22 protein-coding genes are annotated in these 20,460 nt (G+C 50.3%); 11 read left to right on the top strand and 11 right to left on the bottom strand.

The window, feature by feature from the left end; all coding sequences use genetic code 11:
• Positions 1-56: 56 nt before the first annotated feature.
• The 6 genes from C7J97_RS09645 to C7J97_RS09670 form a co-directional block, all read right to left on the bottom strand.
• Positions 57-1,907 carry a VirB4-like conjugal transfer ATPase, CD1110 family gene (locus C7J97_RS09645; RefSeq protein WP_207657495.1) on the bottom strand — a complete coding sequence of 617 codons (1,851 nt, stop codon included), beginning with the start codon at positions 1,905-1,907 and terminating at the stop codon, positions 57-59.
• Positions 1,908-1,921: 14 nt separating this feature from the next.
• Positions 1,922-2,785 carry a VirB6/TrbL-like conjugal transfer protein, CD1112 family gene (locus tag C7J97_RS09650; protein ID WP_113992836.1) on the bottom strand — a complete coding sequence of 288 codons (864 nt, stop codon included), beginning with the start codon at positions 2,783-2,785 and terminating at the stop codon, positions 1,922-1,924.
• A gap of 68 nt (positions 2,786-2,853) precedes the next feature.
• Entirely contained in the window at positions 2,854-3,069 is a 216-nt protein-coding gene (locus C7J97_RS09655) for a Maff2 family mobile element protein (RefSeq protein WP_097800461.1), read from the bottom strand.
• Positions 3,070-3,072: 3 nt separating this feature from the next.
• Entirely contained in the window at positions 3,073-4,941 is a 1,869-nt protein-coding gene (locus C7J97_RS09660) for a VirD4-like conjugal transfer protein, CD1115 family (RefSeq protein ID WP_113992835.1), read from the bottom strand.
• On the bottom strand, positions 4,938-5,423 hold the full coding sequence (locus tag C7J97_RS09665) for a PcfB family protein (protein ID WP_113992839.1): 486 nt from the start codon (positions 5,421-5,423) through the stop codon (positions 4,938-4,940). Before C7J97_RS09665 ends, C7J97_RS09660 begins: the two co-directional genes overlap by 4 nt.
• A gap of 5 nt (positions 5,424-5,428) precedes the next feature.
• A complete protein-coding gene (locus tag C7J97_RS09670; protein WP_113992834.1) occupies positions 5,429-6,307 on the bottom strand; it encodes a DUF6017 domain-containing protein in 879 nt (292 codons plus the stop codon).
• Between the two features lie 484 nt (positions 6,308-6,791).
• Here C7J97_RS09670 and C7J97_RS09680 point away from each other — a divergent pair, with 484 nt between their 5' ends.
• Positions 6,792-7,043: a DUF6061 family protein gene (locus C7J97_RS09680; protein WP_005922694.1), complete on the top strand. Its 252-nt coding sequence runs from the start codon at positions 6,792-6,794 to the stop codon at positions 7,041-7,043.
• Between the two features lie 310 nt (positions 7,044-7,353).
• Here the strand turns inward: C7J97_RS09680 and C7J97_RS09690 are convergent, their stop codons facing one another.
• From C7J97_RS09690 to C7J97_RS09715, 5 genes are all read right to left on the bottom strand, one after another.
• On the bottom strand, positions 7,354-8,292 hold the full coding sequence (locus C7J97_RS09690; RefSeq protein WP_005922692.1) for a ParB N-terminal domain-containing protein: 939 nt from the start codon (positions 8,290-8,292) through the stop codon (positions 7,354-7,356).
• Positions 8,293-8,304: 12 nt separating this feature from the next.
• Positions 8,305-9,855, bottom strand: coding sequence for a relaxase/mobilization nuclease domain-containing protein (locus C7J97_RS09695; protein WP_112144086.1), 1,551 nt, complete (start codon positions 9,853-9,855; stop codon positions 8,305-8,307).
• Positions 9,827-10,261 (bottom strand): plasmid mobilization protein, encoded by a 435-nt coding sequence (locus C7J97_RS09700; protein WP_113992832.1) that lies wholly within the window; start codon positions 10,259-10,261, stop codon positions 9,827-9,829. Before C7J97_RS09700 ends, C7J97_RS09695 begins: the two co-directional genes overlap by 29 nt.
• 686 nt (positions 10,262-10,947) lie before the next feature.
• Complete coding sequence (locus tag C7J97_RS09710) at positions 10,948-12,216, bottom strand: GHKL domain-containing protein (RefSeq protein ID WP_113992830.1); 1,269 nt, start codon at positions 12,214-12,216, stop codon at positions 10,948-10,950.
• Entirely contained in the window at positions 12,213-12,911 is a 699-nt protein-coding gene (locus tag C7J97_RS09715) for a LytR/AlgR family response regulator transcription factor (protein ID WP_005924492.1), read from the bottom strand. Before C7J97_RS09715 ends, C7J97_RS09710 begins: the two co-directional genes overlap by 4 nt.
• Before the next feature lie 179 nt (positions 12,912-13,090).
• Between C7J97_RS09715 and C7J97_RS09720 the strand changes: the two genes are divergently transcribed.
• The 10 genes from C7J97_RS09720 to C7J97_RS09760 all read left to right on the top strand — a co-directional run bounded on the left by C7J97_RS09720 (position 13,091) and on the right by C7J97_RS09760 (position 20,450).
• Positions 13,091-13,678: an accessory gene regulator B family protein gene (locus C7J97_RS09720; RefSeq protein ID WP_005924490.1), complete on the top strand. Its 588-nt coding sequence runs from the start codon at positions 13,091-13,093 to the stop codon at positions 13,676-13,678.
• A gap of 12 nt (positions 13,679-13,690) precedes the next feature.
• On the top strand, positions 13,691-13,861 hold the full coding sequence (locus C7J97_RS15015; RefSeq protein ID WP_005924488.1) for a hypothetical protein: 171 nt from the start codon (positions 13,691-13,693) through the stop codon (positions 13,859-13,861).
• Between the two features lie 331 nt (positions 13,862-14,192).
• The gene (locus C7J97_RS09725; protein ID WP_112091340.1) at positions 14,193-14,663 is read left to right on the top strand and encodes a DUF5626 family protein; all 471 of its coding nucleotides are present in this window, start codon (positions 14,193-14,195) and stop codon (positions 14,661-14,663) included.
• 13 nt (positions 14,664-14,676) lie between these two features.
• Positions 14,677-14,823, top strand: coding sequence for a cyclic lactone autoinducer peptide (locus tag C7J97_RS09730; RefSeq protein ID WP_081027705.1), 147 nt, complete (start codon positions 14,677-14,679; stop codon positions 14,821-14,823).
• A 47-nt stretch (positions 14,824-14,870) separates the two neighbouring features.
• Positions 14,871-15,635 carry a hypothetical protein gene (locus tag C7J97_RS09735; RefSeq protein ID WP_005934532.1) on the top strand — a complete coding sequence of 255 codons (765 nt, stop codon included), beginning with the start codon at positions 14,871-14,873 and terminating at the stop codon, positions 15,633-15,635.
• Between the two features lie 2 nt (positions 15,636-15,637).
• Positions 15,638-15,919 carry a hypothetical protein gene (locus tag C7J97_RS09740; protein ID WP_005943373.1) on the top strand — a complete coding sequence of 94 codons (282 nt, stop codon included), beginning with the start codon at positions 15,638-15,640 and terminating at the stop codon, positions 15,917-15,919.
• Positions 15,920-16,122: 203 nt separating this feature from the next.
• Positions 16,123-16,689: a hypothetical protein gene (locus tag C7J97_RS09745; protein ID WP_005934531.1), complete on the top strand. Its 567-nt coding sequence runs from the start codon at positions 16,123-16,125 to the stop codon at positions 16,687-16,689.
• A 12-nt stretch (positions 16,690-16,701) separates the two neighbouring features.
• Positions 16,702-17,439 carry a DUF3658 domain-containing protein gene (locus tag C7J97_RS15410; RefSeq protein ID WP_223387800.1) on the top strand — a complete coding sequence of 246 codons (738 nt, stop codon included), beginning with the start codon at positions 16,702-16,704 and terminating at the stop codon, positions 17,437-17,439.
• 198 nt (positions 17,440-17,637) lie between these two features.
• Positions 17,638-19,170, top strand: coding sequence for a recombinase family protein (locus C7J97_RS09755; protein WP_113992829.1), 1,533 nt, complete (start codon positions 17,638-17,640; stop codon positions 19,168-19,170).
• Positions 19,171-19,349: 179 nt separating this feature from the next.
• Positions 19,350-20,450 (top strand): leucine-rich repeat protein, encoded by a 1,101-nt coding sequence (locus C7J97_RS09760; protein WP_113992828.1) that lies wholly within the window; start codon positions 19,350-19,352, stop codon positions 20,448-20,450.
• Positions 20,451-20,460: the final 10 nt, after the last annotated feature.

Consider the following 20,460-nt stretch of genomic DNA (forward strand, 5'->3'; position numbering starts at 1 on the left):
TGCAGGTCACAGTAGGGTTACTCCAAATGGATAGAGCAGTGTTTATACACAATACATTACGCGACTTCGTGTCGCACCTCGTCCTCCGGGTCACAGATGATGACGTTATCCTTTGTGGTCAGCATGACATAGGTGATCTCCCGCTTGCAGCTCATGGATTTGCCGCTGCCCGGCGTGCCGAACACAAGGCCGTTGGGGCATCGGGACTGCTTGCGGTCTAAGAGGATCATGTTGCCGGACAGGGCGTTGAGCCCGTAATACATGGCGTCCCCGCCCATGAAAAGCTCCTGGGTCACAAAGGGCACGAACACCGCCAGCGCCGAAGTGGTGAGGCTCCGTTCGATTTGGATACGGTTGAGGCCAAGCGGCAGCGAGGACATCAGCCCGTCCTCCTGCTGGAAGTCCAGCCGGGTCAGGATGCAGTTGTGGGTCTGGGCGACGCTGGCCGACTGGGAAACGGCGATCTCCAGCTTTTGCTTCGTGGGCGCCAGGTGCAGCATGAGGAAGGTCATATTGAACATTCGCTCGTTGCGGCTCTGCAAATCCTGCAAGAGATTTTTCGCCGCGCCGCCGTAGGTGGAGAGGTCGGAGGGGAGGATATCCAGATCGTAGCCGCTGCGTGCGGCCTTCTTCTGCTCCTGGATCTTCATGGCGTCCAGATCGGTGATCTTGCGCTTGACCATCTTGATGGCCTCGTTCTGGTTGATGCCGCGGACGTGCATGGTGACGAGAAGGTTTCCCTCCACATCCATAAAGTCCGTGAGGATACGGTCCTGGATCTCCGGGGCCAATATCTGCAAGAAGGACACCGCGCCGTACATTTCGCCCATGCGAAAGCGCCGCGTCTCCCCGAACTCGAAGGAGGAAGGCGCGATAAAGTCCTTGACGGAAAGGCCGCTTGCCGGGAGCCAGTCCCATTCAAAGGCGAAGGGTTCCCCTCTGGGATGGAGAAGGCCGTGCAGCAGCGCCAGCCGCTCCTTGCCGTCCAGCACCTTTGCCGCCGCGCCCATGACCTTGAAGCGGTTCAGGGTGTCCGCCTCGATGCGGGAAAACCTTGCCCGCGCCGCCTGGATGCTCTCCGCCTCGATGGTCAGCGTGACATACTTGCTTTTTACATAGCCGTTGCTGCCGCGCTCATACTGCGTTTGCAGGATGCCGGAGGCCTCGGCGCGGATCCCGTCCAGCTCGTCCCCCTGGGCCGCCATGCGGAACAGGTCCCCGCCGCTGGCCTTGTGGCTGCTGCTCAGGGTCATTTGCACGCCGATGGAGGGATCATAGCCGTTATAGAAGTCACAGAGGCGTTCAAAGATATCCCGCTGATCCTCCGGCCCCGCCAGACGGTAGCTGACATCGGCGTAGGCGATGGTTTTGGAAAAATGCCGGTCGTCCAGACGACACAGGCCGTCCGGGTGCATATTGCGGAAGGGGAGGCTTGCCTGTACGGTGTGGTTCTTGCCGTCCCCCCTGGCCTGCCGGATGACGGCCTCGATCTGCTTTCGCTCCTGCCGGGTGAGCCTGCGCCGGCCCTTGCCTCTTTTCCCCGCGCCGGAGGCGATCCGCCCCACCGTCCGCTCCAGCTCCGCCTGCTTTTCCAAAGCGGAATAGGCGTTGTTTGTCTGATAGACACGCTTTTTCGGACGGGTGAATTTGCACTGGATCAGATTGCCCAGCAGCGCCTCCGGGGTCTGCCCGTTCTTCTCATACAGGGCAAACAGGAAAAATGGCAGCATCACAAGGATCATGCACAGCGCCGCCGGCGTCGTGCCCATACTGCCCTTGCTCAAAAAGAAAAGCGGCACTCCAACAAGCGCCGCCGATCCGAAACACACAAGCTGCCGCTTCGTCAGGCCGAACAGCATCTTGCTTTTGATTTTTGTCAGGTCCTTCGGGACCGTTACGTATGTCAAAATTGATACCTCCTTTAATGCGCCCCGAACAGGCTTTTTGCAAGGCTGCCGGTCTTGAACAGGGTGTAGCACAGCAGCACCGTGTAGCCCATGCACTCCCAGATCGCCACGGTGATATCATCCCCCACGGCGATATTCTGCACCAGCACCGCATAGATGCCGACGCAGACCATAATAAGAAATGCCTGAAAGCCCAGCGCCAGCAGGGACTTTAAGTAATTCTGCCCCGTATGGCCCCATTCCCGGTTGACCATCGTGGCAAAGGGGATCGGCCCCACGGACACGGTCAAGTACACCTCGATCATTCTTCCGTAGATCACAAGGAAGATGGCAATGGTGAGGATATGGGAGCAGAGGCCCACAAAGACGCTTTGAAACCAAAGGCCCAGCAGAGAACCGATGCTCCAGTCTGCCAGCGTCGTTTCCAGATCACCCACGACGCCGGAAATGTCGATCCCCGCGTCGGAGATGATGACGCCTGCGCTCTGATCGACCACGCTCTGCGCCACATCGAACACCGCCATGACGATATTCCAGGTGTTCGTGACGATCAGCACCGCGCAGAAGGTCTTGAATATCCACTTCCAGAAAAGCCAGGTGTCAAAATCATGGAGATTATTTTTCTCGACGATCAACTGGATCAGCTCATAGCACATGACGAAGGTGAGGATGATGCCTGCGATGGGAACAATGACCGTTTCGGACAGGCTGCGGATCATGTTGAAGATACCGCCGTTCCAGCCGGAGGGCGTCATGCCGACCTCGCCTGCGATCTCGGCCACCTTCGTATTCACGGTATCAAAGGTCCCGGAAAGGTTTGAGATGATGCCGTCGATCAGCACCTCCTTGAACCATTCCTGGATCGTGTCGATTATCACGGGAGATCACCTCCTTAGAGGCGGCTCCCGCCGTGAAACGGGAGCCGCCTCTGAGATTTTGATAGGACTCAGCCCAGCAGGCCGGACAGCAGGGGGATCAGGGTCACGCCGATCAGCGCCACGCCGCCGCCCGCGACGAGCTGCTTGACACCCTGGCTTTTGGCCGCAGGGTTATCCTGGCCGTAACCTTCCAGAAGGTTGATGCCGCCCCACACGCACAGGCCGCCGCCCAGGGCGATCACGAGAGTCTGCAATACGTCAATAGCACTGTTGAAGAAATCCATAAATCATTTTTCCTTTCGTTTTGTAGAATTGTTGTTGTCGGGTTCCAGATCAGATGCGTTCAATTCGTACATATCGAAAGGCTCGTCCGGCTTCACAATGGCCGGTTTGCGTTTCATGTACCGTTCTACGTCAAAGACGTTTCTCTTGTCGGCGTCGGACAGGTATTGGTAGCGGGGATGCTTCGTGATATCAAACTTGTCGCTGAAAAACGGGCGCACGCCCCGAAGCTGCAAGATACACTTGCCGCCGTCCATGACCGCGATCTCGTCCTGGGTCATCAACTCCTTTCCCAATTTCTGATAACTGAGGCCGTGAGAGGTCTGCGCGCCGCGATTTTCGGACTGGCTCAGGCTGTCGATGGTCTCTTTGCCCAGCAGCTCCGAAATCTCTTTCAGCGTGGACTTCTCCTTGCCTCCCAAAAACAAGGTGCTGTCACAGTTGCCGACGATGGTATCTGCCGCGTCCTTGTAGATGGTCTTTAACTGGCTTTGCGACTGCAAAATAATAGAAGCTGATATCTCACGGCTTCGTATGGTCGCGATCAACTTATCAAAGTTCGGTATCTGACCGATGTTGGCAAACTCGTCCAAGAGGCACCGCACGTGGACAGGCAGCCGCCCGTTATAGAAATCGTCCGCCTTGTCGCAAAGCAGGTTGAAAAGCTGGCTTTGCAGCATGGCGATGACAAAATTGAAGGTGGTATCGGTATCGCTCATAATGAGGAACAGCGCCGTTTTCCGGTCGCCCATCGTGTCAAGCTCCAATTCATCCTCCGTCATAATGTCCCGCAGCTCCTTGATATCGAAGGGAGACAGGCGGGCGCCGCAGCTCACCAAAATACTTTTGAGTGTCTTGCCGGCCGCCATTTTGAACTTGACATATTGCTTGACGGCGAAGTGCTCCGGCTGCTTTTTCGCCAGATCGTCAAAGAGGATATCCACGGGACTTTTGTATGTCTCGTCGTCCTCCCTGGCTTCACAGGCGTTCAGCAGATCCAGAAGCGTGATGAAGTTCCGTTCCTCCGGTTCCGCCTCATACCAGATGTAGCCGATCAGAGCGCAGTATAAAAGCCGCTCGGCTTTGACCCAAAAATCTTCGGAGGATTTTTCACCGTCGCCCTTCGTGTTGGCAATGATGACATTGACCAGTTTGAGGATATCTTTCTCGGAGCGCACATAGGCCAGCGGGTTATATTTCATGCTTTTGGAAAAATTGATGGTGTTCAGGACTTTGATACGGTAGGGCTCATAGATGACCTTGCCGCGACTGTCCCGCACCGGCTTTCCGTTCTCGTCCAGCTTCGGTGCGCCGTGCAGGAGCATTTTTCCTGTTTCCGTCAAAAGCTGCCCCTTTGGATCGGTGATGACATAGGAGCTGTGCATCTGCATGATGGACGGTTTGACAAAGAACCGCGTCTTGCCGCTGCCGGAGCCGCCGATGACGAGGATGTTTTTATTTCTCGCATACTTTGGCTGCTTTGGGCGGCTGGTCATGGTGAGGCTTTCTGTCCGGGTGAGGGGGATGTTCCAATCGGGAACGGGGTCTATGTAGGGCGCGATATCCTCCGACCGGCCCCATCTCGCGCTGCCGTACTCAACGCCGCGGCGATATTTCTTCGCGTTTTTCGCTTTCAGGTACACCGCCAGCCGGACAAGCGCTGCCCCGGCAACGCCCAGCAGCAGGTCCAGAGGATGCAGGCTGAGCCAGAGGGAAGAAAAGGCCTCGGTGAAGCCCTGGGCGATACGGAGCAGCTTTTCCGAAGCGTCCGCCCCCGGTGAGAGCCGCACCGCCTGACAGAGCTTATCAAAGATATACACAAAGAACAGATACGGCAGGTTCGGCAGCAGGGCCTTTTTCAGCTTTCCCGTCATCGTTCCAGCCCCCGGTCCCTGTTTTTGACCTTCTCGCCCCGCTCCAGCTCCTGCCGCTTTGCCTGCTCCTTGGCCTTGGTCAGCCGTCTGCGGATGGAGGGCTTTTTCTCCTTCGCCAGATTCTTTGCGGAGAACTCGCGGAAGGCCGCCGTCACCGCGTCGGCGTCCCTGCCCTTGAAGAACACCAGGTAGCGGGGGATCTCCCCGGTGGTATCTTTTTTCAGGGCAAAGTCAATGCCATACTTCTTTGCCGTGGCGGAGAACGCCTTGATATTCTGGTCCGTGATCTCGATATTGGACACGCCGGCTCCATGCTTCATAAGCTGCCGAATGGTCTGCTTGCCGTGCCGGAGCTGGGGATCATTCTTGTGCTTTTCCATATCCGTCAGCACCTCCTTCATGGCCTGCTGCAAGAGCTGGGCGGTCATTTTGCTGGCCTCCACACAAAGCGCAAGGGTTTTCTGCGTGATTTCTTCCTGCAAGGCGTTCACCTCCGATCTCCGCTGCCGTACAGGTCATGGCTGACAAGGGATGTATAATAGCTGTCCATCGTGACCGGGGCGTTATACAGCGCCGCCAGCAGATATTTCTTGATGTTGCGGACATAGGTGGTGTTCTCCCGCATCCGGTCAAGGACATACTCGATGTGCGAGGCGTTCAGCTTCAGGAACCGCGATCGGACGACCTCTGCCGGGTAGTCGTCCCCGGCCACGCGGATCATCTCCCGGTTGGAGCAGACGGTATCCACCATGAGTTCCACCAGCTCGTCCAGCCGGTCCTTGTCAAGCTGCACGTTCTGCGAAAGAACATCATATTCGATGTTCTCCAAAATCAATGCCCGATAGCTTTCCCGCTTTCGCATCCCGTCCTGTCCGGTCCGCTCCCTGGGGGCTGGGGGACTTGATAGGATAGGACTTGATCCTTCCGTAATTGATAAATCAGTCTTTGATGGATAGTTACTTGATTCTTCTTTATTTAATTGGGCGGGGTTCTCCTGAATTGGAGCATCCAACATTGGATTTGCCTGTACGGGATTTTCCCGTATAGGTTTTTCCTGTGTAGGTGATGGCGCTTCAGGCTGTTCCAAAATGGTGTACTCGATAGAGCCAAGCTGCCCGTTTGCACCGCGGACACGCGCACGGATCAGATAGCCGTGCGCCTCCAGTTCCCGGATGCCGCCGCTGATGCTGTCTATGCCGTCCTTGCAGATACGGGCAAGGCCCTTCATGGTGTAGTCCCAATTCTCCGGCAGGGACAGCATGAGAGATAAAAGTCCCTTCGCTTTCAGCGACAGCGACATATCCCGCAGATGATAGTTGGACATGACCGTGTAATCTCTGGTCTTTTCGATACGGAATACAGCCATCTTCGCACCTCCTTCCTCTGAAAATGAAAAGTGTTGATTTCGATGAAAAAAGCCTCCGGTTTGCCTCTCGGATGTGATCCATAGGAAAACATCCATACCCGCCTGCTTGTGGCGGTCAGGGAGGAAAAAACAGAGGCTTTCGCACCCTAATCACAACACTTGAATTTAGGTATAGAAAAAGGGCGGCTGTCTTAAAAACAGTCGCCCGAAAAGGGGATATATACAAGTTATTTGCTACTCGTCCGCCTTGAAAACCGTTGATATTACTGGCTTTTTCAAAAAGTTCTGTATCGCCACTCGCACCAAACCATGAAAATCCGAACCTTTTCTCGATAGGAGAAGGGCTCGGATTTTTTGTTTTCTTCGGAAACGAGAACAATGGCTCTTCCCTTACGGCTGTGTGTCCAAAACCTTATCAGAAGAAAGACCGTATCACGAAGGTCACAACAGTAAGAGTGCCGTAAGGCAGAAGGGACGCAAGATTATGAAGTACGATGCAAGAGCCTGTCAGTTTAACATGGGCACCGGCTGTGTGGAGCTGCTGCTCCGGGATGGGCGCAAAATTTCCATCAACTGCACCGGTGTCGAGGATGCACTGGATGTTACCATGGCGCAGAGGTCTGAACTGGACTACCTCATCTACAATGACCCGCTGGCGTATGCAGAGCTAATTTTGAACGGTGAGCCAGAGGAGTATCTGAGAAATGCGGCTGGAAGTCACGGATTAGAGGACTGAACGCAAAAACAGGGTGCGCCCTGCCGGACGCACCCTGCAAAAATCCACACACGATAAGTAAGGCAGGGAGTTCCCCGACGGGAACTTCCTGTTTTTCTTTGGTTGCGATATGAGCCTGTTCCGCCTGCCATGCAGCAAATTCCCGTTGACCTTCCTCGCTGTTCCAGCAGGCAAGGATCGCCGGATAGAATGCCCGTGCCAGTCGTTCGATGGCTTCATCGGGGTAAGGGGAAATATTTGTGGACTTTTTCTTTTTGTTCAAACGCACACTCCTTTGGATTTCTGTTGACAGCATACAATGTGCCTGTTGTTATGCTGTCTGCTCATCCTCTGCGAGCGCAGATTCCAGCGAAGCAAGGTACTCCTTGTGCTTGTGGATGATTTCGAGAATGACTTCTCGCTGTGCTGTGTCTGGCATAGTTCTCAGAAGATAGTCAAACTCTGTGCGGAAACGTGTTGTAACGTGTTCCAGTGCGACATAATCATGCCGCACTTCTTCCGGGTAAGCATCGCTGTCGTAAACCGATTCGATTTTCTGAAACGGCAATACAGGTGCCTTTCCCGGTTCCCGGATGATGCCATCGGCATCCGGTTTCGGTTCAACTTTCAGTTCCGGGTGCAGGATTTCCTGCAAGGTCTGTGCGCGGGCATCATAGTTGGCTCGTGCAAGGCGGTGCATATCAGCCTTGCTGACTTTTACCTGTTTGTTCAGAATCTTCTCCCGCATACCGGGAATCAGGGATTCAGCAATTTCAACACCTTTCATGTACTTCGATGCGCGAAGTACAGTTGCCTTGCTTACACCATTTTCCTCTGCGATTCGTTCGCAGGTTTTCATGGCTTCACCGGAGTTATCAGTTTGAGAACTCCGGTGAAATCGGCCATTTTCATCATGCGATTCTTTGCGGGCTTCGCCATGAGAGGATTTTTCCGCTTCATATTGCTTCCCGATGAGGAACAGCTTCTGCTCCGGGGTGAGGTTGCGCCGCCCCAACTGATTCTTGCAGATCCATGCGAGGACTTCTTCTCTGCTTTCAAATCGGAGCGGCATGGTGGAAAAGCAAATCTCCGGGTGCTTCTGGAGAATTGCATAACGATTGTGGCCGTCAACGAGGGTGTTGTTCCAGACGATCAAAGGAGAGAGCAGCTTGCCTTCCTTGAGGATGTTTTCTTCAAGCTGCTTGTACTCATCGTCCGTCAGCGGCGGGATCTGATTCTGGAACTCCGGGTCGATTTTCAGATTGATCATACGCACAACTCCTTATCTCTCGTGATGTTGCGTCCGTTCGTCCTCCCGGAAGAACAGGGCAACATTCTGTTTTGCATCTTTCAGCTTGAGCAGTTCGATCTTGGCTTCCTTGTACTGCTCATAGAACTGGGCCTTTTCGGAAGCAAGAGCGCAGTATTCCGCTTCCAGCTTGTTCGGACTTGGCAGTTTAGTGATGTTGTTTGCCTTGAGATAGGCTGCTGCTGTCCGGTATGCTGTCAGCTCTGCACGATGCTGTTCTTCAAAGGTTGCGGGGGATTTGGCAGCGTTCCGTTTCTGCGCGAGCGGTCGGTACTGCTTGTAGGAAGCAGCATAACGGCGCAGTGTTTGGTTGTTTGCCATGCGGGTTTCGAGGTCTTTCACTACGGCCAGCGATTCATGGAACTTGGTGTCAAGCTCTGCAATTCTCTGGTCGAGTGCGTCCTCGTTGAGCAGACCTTTCTCCTGCAAAAGAATCAAGGTCTGCGCCATGGCTTTGAGGTTGTGCTTCTTCGCCCAACGCTCATAGCCGATGCCCTTGCCCTGCTTCAGTTTTGCCTGAATGTCCACCAGCTTCTTGATTCGGTCGGGTTTTTCCTCAAGATTGCTGTGGAGGATAATGGGCTGGCTCTTGGCATTTTCTTTCAAGGTGGCAAGCACGAGTTCTTTCTCAAACTTGTCACCGAGGCTGTGCGCCCGGATAAACTTCTTTCTTCCGGCTGGCAGGTAGCTGAGCCGCCCACGGCTTTTCTTGACCGTGATGCCGTACTGCTGCAAGAGCCTGTCCGAGAAATCTTCAAAGCTCGCTGCATTGTCCAGCACATCCGAGATCTGTTTCCGCAAAGTCTCCTTTGCGGTTTCAAACTCCGTTTGTGTAGGCTGCTGTCCGGCGGCAAGCAGGGCAGCGTTTTCACGGTCGAGTTTCATTTGACTGCGCCGTTTCATCCAGTATTCACGCTCGCTCACACGCTTTTTCGAGCTGAGCAGGTCGATCTGGTACAGCTTGGCATCCTGACACATTTCCATGACTGCGACACGCAGGTGCCGCATGGTCTGGGCTGTGCTGGAATGCTTCATGCCCTCACGCCAGTCACGGGGCTTTTGCATATAGGGCTTGCGCTCCACTTCTCGTGTCCGGACGCTGCCGATCACGATGTGGACATGGATATTTCCCGAATGGTTGTGTCCGTCCGGGTGGGTGCAGACGATAGCAGGATGACCGGGAAAGTTCTCTTTGCAGAAGTTCAGGCCGAGGGCCTGTGCCTTTTCCATCGTCAGCCCATTTTCGGCTGCATCCCGCGGGTCGAAGCTGATGATATACTGGTGACTCTTGATGTCATCCGGGTGGTTGTTCTTGTCGTACTTCCGGTTTGCCAGCAGGCAGGCCATTGCAAACGAGGCTTCGCCGCATTCAAGGGTGTCCAGAATGTACGATTCCCGCAGCTTGGGTCTGCTCTGTTCATCCAGAATTTTCTTGCCGGAAAATTCATCGTGCTGGTAAACCAGATAGGTCTCAGCGGCAGAGTAGTCCGAATTTTTAGAGGCGATATGCTTCAGCGTTGCCATACAGTTTACCCAGAACTTTCTCGGCGCTGAGCCGGAATGCAGTCAGGTCTGCAAGTTCGTCAAGGATTTTCGCCCGGATCTGCTCGGTGTCTGCACCGCCGGAATTGAAGTGCCTTGCAAGCTGGTTGAGGTTGCCGCCCACCTTGCTGCACTGAGCAAGCAAGGTGGAGACAGCGTTCAGAGTTTCTTCGCCGCCGCCGGCAACGATGACAGTTTTCTCGATCTTGACGTTGTGGATGGCACGGCGGATAAAAGTGGAGAGGGAGAGATTCAGGAGTTTGCAAGTGAGTTCCAGTGACGCTTTTTCCTCCGCTGTCACACGGAACTTGATGACGTGCGTTTTGTTGTTCGGCGTGTCGTGGTGCTGGGAATTGCTAGGGGTCGATTGAACATTCGTTTTGGTCATTGTACCTCCTGTCTGTTCGATAACTCCTCGGTGAAGTTATGTAAGCACGACACGCCGTTGCTATTCGCACCGCAAGGTGCGAATATGAGCAGGGTTTGGGGCAGGTACGCCCCAACAAGATCACATCAAAACTCGCAAGAGTTGCAGATGTGAAGTCCCGGTGGAGCACAACATTTTCAAGAATTGAAAATTTGTGGCCACGGGACGGTTCTTGCTCTCCACCGCTGCGCTCAAAACGCATTTCCGAAAGTTGTTTCCGAATTGTTAAGACGCAAAAAATAAGTAGAGGTGGTCCTGCTCATGTAAGGGGGTCACCGTTTGCTCCGAACGAAGTTCCTGCCCCTGTTTGCGCAGCGGCGTTAACGGAAAGTCGGTATCACGTCCGGTCGGCTCATGAAATTTTCAAGGTGCAGCTCCATTAAAGAAAAATACCGCCCGCGCAGTACAGGCGAAGGATTTTGTCGGGGTAAAACGGCGGCAAAATGATCGGGTGTGTTGCGGGACGGTAAATTCTTCGCAAGAAATAAAACCGCACAGAATCGTTTCTTTACAGAAATCGCTGTGGATTTGTTGGGAATGATAACATAAGTATTGATGTGTGTCAACACTTCAGGATAATGAATACATCAGATGAACGAAACACACAAAGCACAAGCGAAAGCAAAGCAATGTTTTAGGAGAATGTTTTAATTTTCGCAGTTCAGACGAACCTGAAGCGTAAATACACCATCTTTCTTCTTCGTGTAGAAGTCACCATGGTTTTCCTGAACGATACGGTTTATATTTTTTAGCCCGTAGCCATGATGTTCTCCGATGCGGATTCCGCGAGAAGTATCACTGTATGGGTTTTCCAGCCGATAGAAGAGGCTTCGATACTGCTTGCGCAGCTGTAGATGAATGATTCTCTGTTCCGCTGGCAGGTCGCAACAGGCTTCGATGGCATTGTCAAATGTGTTTCCGATAATGATGCTCAAAGACAACGATGAGATCGTCAGGACTTCAGGAATCGTCACATCCAGTTTGACGTTGATGTTATTCCTTTCCGCAATTCGTAAGTAATAATTCAAAAGAGCATCAACAACAGGATTTCCGACCGCAGAAATATTTGTGGAACGCTCGAAAACATCCGTGGCAGCCTGCGCAATCTTGTGAAGTTCTTCGGTATCACCGTGTTCTGCAACTGCCTGCATCGCCAGGATGTATTTCTTCACATCATGCCGCAGAGAACGGACTTCTTCCTGGCGTTCTTTGAGCTGCTGGTAGTATTCCATTTGAAGATTGTACTGCTGTTCGTTGAACTTAACTTTGAATTTTTCCAGTTCATTTTCCCGGAGAGCTTCCACATAGAACACGATCAGGATGTTTATAAGGAGAAGCACCGCCATAAGACCGACCATATAATCCGGGAAATACTCATCCGCAGCATGATACTGTGCCACATAACAGACAGCAATACTTGCGATTTGAATCGCAATGATCGGCAGCAGCCATAGGATACGCAGAGCATTTCCTTTTCGGCTGAAAAAATGTGAGATCAGGACTACGAGTGGAATTTGAATCAGGTTTGAAAAAACAACATAGACCAACCGTGCTGCCCCAGCCTGCATTAGAATGTCGGTATCCGGGATACGCAGCCCAATCAGAAGCATTGCAAGCACTTCCACCAAAGCAATCAGTGTGAAGAAAGCTCCGCTTGCAAAAACCGCCTGCCACGGTCGAACCTCATAGAACAGCAATGCAAGGAAAAATCCGCCAACTAAAAGATAGATCGTGCGCTGCGTCACCCAATCCGGGAATAAACTCAAAGCACACTGCCCAGCAATCAAGAGTGCAACATAGGCATAGAACCACCTTGAGACGGGCTCCTTTTTGGAAAACAGCCGACCGATAAAAAGCAGCAACAGGGCAATGTTGGCAAAGCTCCCTGCAAACTCAACGAAATAATAAAGCATCATCTTCCCAAATAAGCGTTGAAGATCTGATTGAACTCCTGACGCTTCCTCCTGCTGATCGGCAGCTGATGTCCGCTGGAAAGAAAAACAGCGGTTCCCGTAGCGTAAACAATGTGTTCCATGTTGACGAGATAACTTTTGTGTGGTGACACAAAGCACCGTTTGGGAAGCTGCTCCAAGGCTTCAGGAATGCTCATTCGCAATGTAAGGTCTTGCTCCTTGCAGTGAATCAGAACTTTATGTCCGTGGCTTTCCAGAAAGTAAATGTCCGATGTTTCCAAGGACATGGTAACACCATCGTATTCGATCGTGAAATGTTTGGAGTTCAGTTCCTGAAGGACGGCATCCATTGCCGCAGCGAACAGCGTCTGATCCAAAGGTTTGACAAGGTAGCGGAATGCAATGCCATATCCCTGCACAGCGTACTCATGCCGCTTCGTGACAAATACCACCAAAGGATGCTTCTCCATCTGAATCAAAGACTGCGCCAGCTGAAAACCGTTGGATGGCATCTCGATATCGAGAAGAAGCAGATCAAAGGATTTCTTCTGCATTTGCAATTCGCTCAGAAGTTCGTTTCCATCCATGTAAGTTTCAATGTCAAAGCAGCCTTGCACATCGTACTGCTGGACGCTTTGAACAATGCCATCAAGGTCTGATTTCTCATCATCGCAGACTGCAACGTGGTACTTCAGCATTTCGACAACCTCCACAAAATAATGTCCTGCTACTATTATAGACTGTGCAAAGGCTCCTTACAAGTAGCCTGACCTACCACTTTTGTCACCAGAACGACCAGTTTTGCCAAACCTCTTGATTTTGCTGAAATTTATGATACAGTGAAGCAAAAATCAGAAGATAAGGTGGCGCAACTGCAATGTGGGAACGCACGCTGTCTCAAAAATCAGTCCGTCTTTTCTGCGAGCAAAAAGTGATAGATGAAGCAAAGGCGGATGCGTATGTCTATGGGTACGAGTTGCTCATATCATCTGTTGTGAGCGTTCTGCTTGTTGTTTTAATCGCTGTTGTGTGTGGTGATGTGCGGTACGCACTTTCATTTTTGATTGGGTTTATCCCACAGCGAATCTACATTGGCGGATACCATGCAACATCGCACACCAGATGCTATTTGGCATTCTCCGGACTGGCACTTATCTGCATTTTGCTAAGTAAGGCAATCGCAGCAAATCACCTTTTCCGTATCCTGACAACAGTAGCTCTTTTGGGCATCTCTATCTTTCTCTCACCTATCGAAGCAAAGAATAAGCCTTTAAGTGAAAAGAAGCGGTCAAGTTACAAGATGGTCGCATCTGTTCTTTCGTCAATAGATTTCCTGCTTGCCATTTTTAATGTGCTTCCGTATACACGTCATGTAGTTTGCTACTATCTCTCCAAATGGGTATTGATTGTATTCTCAACAATTCCTTTGGTTCAACAAAAATTTAATGCCAACTTTTGTAGATAGGGAGGTGATAACATGAAAAAAAACAAATGGGTGCTGCTTCTTATCGCTTTTGTTGCATTTTTGGTATTGGTTTATTTTATTGGTGCTTGCCTTAATGCAACGGCAGAGGCATTGACAATTATTTCGCTCTGCATCGGCATACTGGTCATTTATTTAGTCGTAAAAGCAATCAAATCAAAATAAGGAAAGGAAAATGTGATCATGAGTACAAGAAAATTCATCAAAAAACTTACGGCGAGTCTGCTTTGAGTAGCTTAAGCGAGCGACAACCACCAGCTCCGCTGGTGGAGTAGAAAATGCTTTAGCTATAAGATTCGAGCAAAGCGAGATGACAAAGAAATTGTTATCTTAGAAGATGCACTTTGCAACATAGCTCGTTAGAGCGGTAGGGCAGGTAATGCAGATGAAAGACGCTTGCTCGAGGCCCCTTGAGGGGCTTTGCCAGTAGGATGCCCTTCTAGGGCTTACTCAAGCCACCGGCTTAGCCGGTGGTTTTGACTTTATTGCGGTTGTAATGTCGTTTGGCGTTCAGTCTGCCTTCGCTGAATCGAATTCACCGAAAGCTACCGTTAAGAACAATGTTGTTACTTTTAGCAATCTCGATCAACTGAAGGCAAACGAGAAGCTCGCAATTGCGGTAGTTGACAGTAATGGTGATCCAGCAACTATTACTATCGAGTCAGTGGACAATTCAATTTCTCGTGTAGCGAAATCGTCGAATTCTTGGAAGGTTTCGTATAAGGGAGTGGTGATTCATGCATATTTTTATATGACAGTGACGAATAACAAAGTCACAAATGCATGGGACTATTCGATTACAACTTTGGGTTCCACATATAGTGATGCAAGTTTGACGTATAACTCCAGTTCGGCAAAACTCACCTTTACCAGTAACGCTTATAATGGTATTGCTTCTCATACTTGCTGGCTGAAGGGAACTCCTCGCGGAACAAACAATGAAGTCGATGTAACGTATTCTATGTAATGTGGAGGACAATATGAAACAGAATTCACAAAAACTGATTTTTTTCCTGAGTAAAATTACATGTGCTTTTGCAATGGCGATTGCAGTCTTAAGTGTGAATAGCACCTGCTGCTTTACAGCGTATCAGCCGGATGTCCCTGAATCGCTTGATCGCAACTAAACTCATATGATAGACATTATATCAAAAACGATGTGAGGTGATAGAATATGAAAGATGTATCTCGAAGAGAATTCTTGAAAACTTTATGTTTAGGCATAACAGTAGCCGCTTTACAAAATTTGCCAATGACAACGGCTTTTGCAGACAGTGCAATCAGTAAAACAAAAATTATTTCTAAAAGCGACCGTGAAAATTTGGTGGCTACTGTTGCAAGAACTGTGCAAGTGTCCTACAAAATAGATAAAAATACGATCATTGAAGTAACTCGCTTTACTGATATTGATGGACAAAATGTTACCTTGAACCGGAGCGTTAAAGAAGATGGTACAGGTGAACTTGTCTATACGAAAGCCCAAAAAACGAAAAAAAGCAAATTGACCAATCAAAGCTATGATGTCTTTTTGAAATTAGCAACTTCAAAATCTATGCCTCAAACAAGGGGAGCCACTGTTGGAAGTGATGTTACAGGATCACAGTATAAGCATATATTTGTATCAAATCTCAGCTATACAATTGACAATACGGCGATTGCGCAAATTGAGATTGGTGGAGTTGAAACTGCAGCAAGCCTTTTAATTACTGGGTTGCACTTGCCGGGAAGCACTGCTGTTACGGTTGGATCCTTTTTGGTTAGTGTGGTTCTAGCTACTTCTCCATCGAAAGTTGTTATAAATCAATCGCTGTATGAAGTCCATTTCGCATATGATAATAGCTACTATACCCATTGCTATCATGATATTTTGTATTCGTATGATTCCGGTGGACACCTTATGGATACTACAAAATCGTACCATCAAGCTGTGGGAGGCTAAGAATGAAAAAAGGCAAAAGCAACTTTTTTCTTATTGCTCCTTTTGCCCTTTGGGGCTGCATTTCAGTATGGACTAGTAATCTTGTCCGATTGACAGATAAAAGCGCAGTACCTTATGCTTGGGCTTCTTTGTTTTTCTCATATGGAATCGTAGCAGTGCATTATATCCAAGTGGCAGTATCCTCCAAAGGCTGTAACAATGCCGAAAACGAAAAAATTGCATGGGTTCAGCTTGGGCTTTCAACTTTGTTCTTGATAGTAGCTGTTGTTCTAGCTATTCAATGAAGGAAAGCAAAGTAATCACCCAAAGCAGTGTAAGGTCACAATATTTTCTATTCCAGCAGTATTCTAGTAGTTTCAGCATTTGTATGGTTCACATTTATTTGCCGAGGAGTATACACCTGAAGGGGAAAATTTAATGAAGGTGATTCCAATGGAGCTTTAGTGTATTGAGTGAAGAAAAAAAATAAATTAGGAGGCAGTATACTATGACTAACAAAATCAAACGGCTGATTTCCATTCTATTGGTCACGGTTTTATTTCTCCTGACCATTCAGCCAGCATTTGCAACTGGAAATAAGAGAAAGATCGATGATTATTCGATAGAAGAACTTCTCAATCTTTCTGTGCAAGAACAAGAGAATCTCGGATTTTATGTTTTGGCCGAGGTTCCAATGCGCATTCCTGTTTCTAATACAGACGGCTCAAGAGTTGTATCGTATATTGATGGAACATGGAGAGTTCTTTATACAAAGGCCAATGGATTGGGCTTTTATATGAGTGGAACTACCGTCGGTATTGGCCCGGATTTAATAAAAAATGTTTCAGGAACGGATTACTACACGAGCTATTCCGATAACATCGAACGAAGCTGCCCATTTTCAACGACAGCACTAGTTCCAGAACAAAGTATATATAATACAACCTATACATATGACTTCTATGATGTTGGAACTTATCTTGATTGCAGCGTTGGGTGTTATTTTGGAGTGGTTGGCTCAAGCAAACCAATCTATTGGAGTGCAACTACACAAGTTACCATCCCGAAATTATGATTTTGACCAGCTATGGATGAAATTGTTTTTGAACCCAGTGATGTCAATATGTTAGCAGCTTTAGGCATCGTCGAAAGTGTAAAGTTGTTTCCGTTTATGTTATCAATGGGAGAACTTCAATATGCTTGCGATTCAGAATATCGTTGCAAACAATTCGTGAATTGCCTTTCAGAATATTATCCTGACAGCCAAATTGAAGCTAGACAACTGTGGTCGAAATATCATGGTACAGCGAATGCGGTTCAATGTGATATGATAAATCATAAGCCACTGCGTGTTTGGGTCAGGAGTTCTGCCGATTGTTGGTGCGGCATTTATTATATTTGTTACTATGCAGCAAAGTATGGTACAAATAGAATTTTGCTTGCATCCAGAGAAGGTCTGAAAGAATTTATGGAAGGGAAAACCGATAAGATCTCACAAAAGTATTTGACGGAAGAAACTATTACTGAGTATGCCAAAAGATGGGGAAAGCTATTAAACGAAAACACCTCCATGCGTATTTGGCATGCGAACGATGTTAAAAGCGTTAACATAGATTATTTCGACCAGAGAATTATTAGTTTAGTATCGAGAATTCCTATTTCGGTTGGTGAACTTACCGCAGACGTATTAAAAGCGATTTCTGCTCCGGTAAGTGACTGGTATGTCATGAAACGCATAGAAGCACTTTTGAAAAAGGGTGTTCTTCAAGTCGTTATTCCAAACAAAATCTTTTATAATACCATCGTCCAGCTAAACGAAGAATAAAGGAATCCGAGCAAGTCGGCCCAACAGTCACCTCATTTCAACGAGAGGGGTGGCTGTTGGGTCAATTGTTCAAAAAGAAAAACTGAAGATAATAAAAACTCTTGATTTCTCCATCAAAACATGGTATATACATTATACGAAACAGTGCTTTGAAAGAACGCTCCACCGTTCAATGACGTGTAAAGAGAGGTGCTTGCCATGACCGCTGTGATCTACGCCCGCTATTCCAGTGATAACCAGCGCGAAGAATCCATCGAAGGCCAGATTCGTGAATGCACGGCCTATGCCGAAAAGAATGACATCACTATCGTCAAGCACTACATTGACCGCGCCATCTCTGCCAAGACGGATAATCGCCCTCAATTCCAACAGATGATAAAGGACAGCGACAAGAAGCTGTTTGATATTGTTCTGGTCTGGAAACTTGACCGCTTTGCCCGGAATCGCTACGACAGTGCCCGGTATAAGACCCAGCTGAAGAAGAACGGTGTCAAGCTCATGTCGGCTACGGAGATCATCTCCGAGGGGCCAGAGGGTATCATTCTGGAATCGGTTCTGGAGGGCTATGCAGAATACTACTCTGCCGACCTTGCCGAAAAGGTTGTCCGTGGACAGACAGAGAACATCCTGAAAGGCCGCTGCAACGGTGGTCGTGGAACGTTTGGATATACGCTGGATTCCGAGCGGAAATTTCACATCGACCCGCTTGCCTCCCCTTTCGTGCTGGAATCGTTCACGAAGTATCGGGATGGCCTCACGATGAAAGAGATTCGGGACTGGCTGAATGAAAACGGCATCAAGAACCCGGTCGGAGGCGAATTTACTTACAACAGCGTGGAGCACATGCTCAAAAACCGGCGTTATATCGGAGAACTGAAATTCCGGGATGTGGTCGTGCCGGATGCGATTCCGCCCATCGTGCCGCTGGAACTGTTCGATGATGTGCAGGAAAAGATTGCCAAAAACAAGAAAGCCCCTGCCCGAAGAAAGGCAGAGGACGATTACCTGCTGACAACCAAGCTGCACTGTGGTTGCTGCGGTGCGCTGATGTTTGGCGAAAGCGGCACAAGCCGGACGGGAGAAGTCCACCGCTACTATAAATGTGCCACGGCCAAAAAGAAGAAGGGCTGCAAGAAGAAAACTGTCCGCAAACAGTGGCTGGAAGATCTGGTGGTGAACCAGACCATGCAGCTTGTCCGGGACGATGCCGCCATGGAATCCATTATCGCCAAGGTCATGGAGCTGCAAGACCGAGAGAACACCAACCTTCCTCTCTATGAGAAACAGCTCCGGGATGCAGAATCGGGTATCCAGAATATGCTCAACGCAATTCAAGCCGGAATCCTCACCAGTTCCACCAAGGAACGGTTGGAACAGCTCGAAGAAACCAAGCGTGAGCTTGAAGCCCGCATTGCGGAAGAAAAGCTGGCAAAGCCAAAAATCAAAGAGGAATTTATCCGTTTCTGGCTGATGCGCTTCCGTAAACTGGACATGAGCCTGAAAGACCAGAGGCAAGCGTTGGTGGATACGTTCATCAATTCGATTTATCTGTACGATGATAAGGTTTTGATAACCTTTAACTATAAAGAAGGTACACAGACCATCACGTTTGAGGAAGCGGCCCAAGCCGCATCAAAGGAAAATGGTTCGGATTTGGATTGCTTTACTGCACCACAAAAAAGACAGCTTTTGATAGCTGTCTTTTTTGTTTTATCCCGCAATTCCGTTTAACAGCACCGGAAGAACAGAGGACTTGAACAAGGTTGTGACAAAAAGGGGAGCACCGGCAGAGCCGCCGGGTGCCGCGCCCCGTTGCACAGACCCGTTCAAATCTTTCTCTGCACTAGACAATCACCCCCTGTTCGCGGTATACTGAAAGCTGAATGAATGCAGAAAAACGAGGTCGCAGCATGGTGGAACAGGCAAACGAACTGATATTGGATATCTTGCCCCTTTCGGCACAGACGGCACGGCTGGTGCGGGTGTACGGCACAGCGCCCTGCGTGGCGCTGCCGGGCACTCTGCCCGCCCCGGCGGGCGGCAGCCTTGCCCTGACCGAGCTGGGCGACTACTGCTTCTCGGAAAAGCCCCGCAGCCTGCCTGCGGCGGATGCCCTCTGCCGCTACGCAGTAAGCGCAGACGGTACGGTGCGGCTGACCCGGGCGTTCGGGCAGGCGGTGGGGCAAAAGCCCGCCCGCCGGTACGATTTTGACCTTGACGCCCCGGCCGCGGACGAAGAGAAACTGCACCCGGTGTGCGGCAGCTTTCTGGAAGAAGCCACCCTGCCGGACAGCGTACAGGTCATCGGCAGCTGCGCCTTTTACAACTGCCGCAGCCTGCGCCTGCTCACGGTGGGCAGCGGGGGACTTACCGTGGGCAGCGATGTGTTTTTGAACTGCTTTGCGCTGGAGACCCTGCGGGTGCAGGCCGCACCGGAGCAGCCCACCGGGCTGTTTGCGCTGGTGAACAACATCACCGAGGCCGTGCAGGCGCAGTTCTGGCCCGCCGATGCCCCCGCGCCGCTGGCGGCGCTGTGGTACCCCGCCTACTGGGAGGATATCGAGGAGACCCCCGCCCACATCCTGCTGCACACCTTTTCCGGGCAGGGATACCATTACAGACAGTGTTTTCTCGACAATAAATTCCTCCCCGCAGAATATGACGCCATCTTCCCGCAGGGGCACGATGCCGATGACGCCGCCATTATGGCCATGCTCTGCTTTGGCCGCCTGCGGTATCCGTGGCAGCTGACCGAAGCTGCCGCCGGGCACTACCGGGCGTTTCTGGCAGCCAACACCGACCGGGTGTTCGCCCGCCTTTTAAAGGCACAGGATACCGACAGCATCCGCGCCCTGCTGGCGTTGGACGTGCTGGATAAAGCCGCTTTTGCATCTGCCGCCGCCCTTGCCGCCAAGGCAGAGAACGCCGCTGCTGCCGCCCTGTTGGCAGATGCGGAGCACAAAAAATATGCCCCCCAGTCCAAAAAGCAGCGGTACGATTTTGATTTTTGAGAGGTGACCA

This window comes from Faecalibacterium prausnitzii, assembly GCF_003324185.1.
In the GTDB taxonomy this organism is placed as follows: Bacteria; Bacillota; Clostridia; order Oscillospirales; family Ruminococcaceae; genus Faecalibacterium; species Faecalibacterium prausnitzii.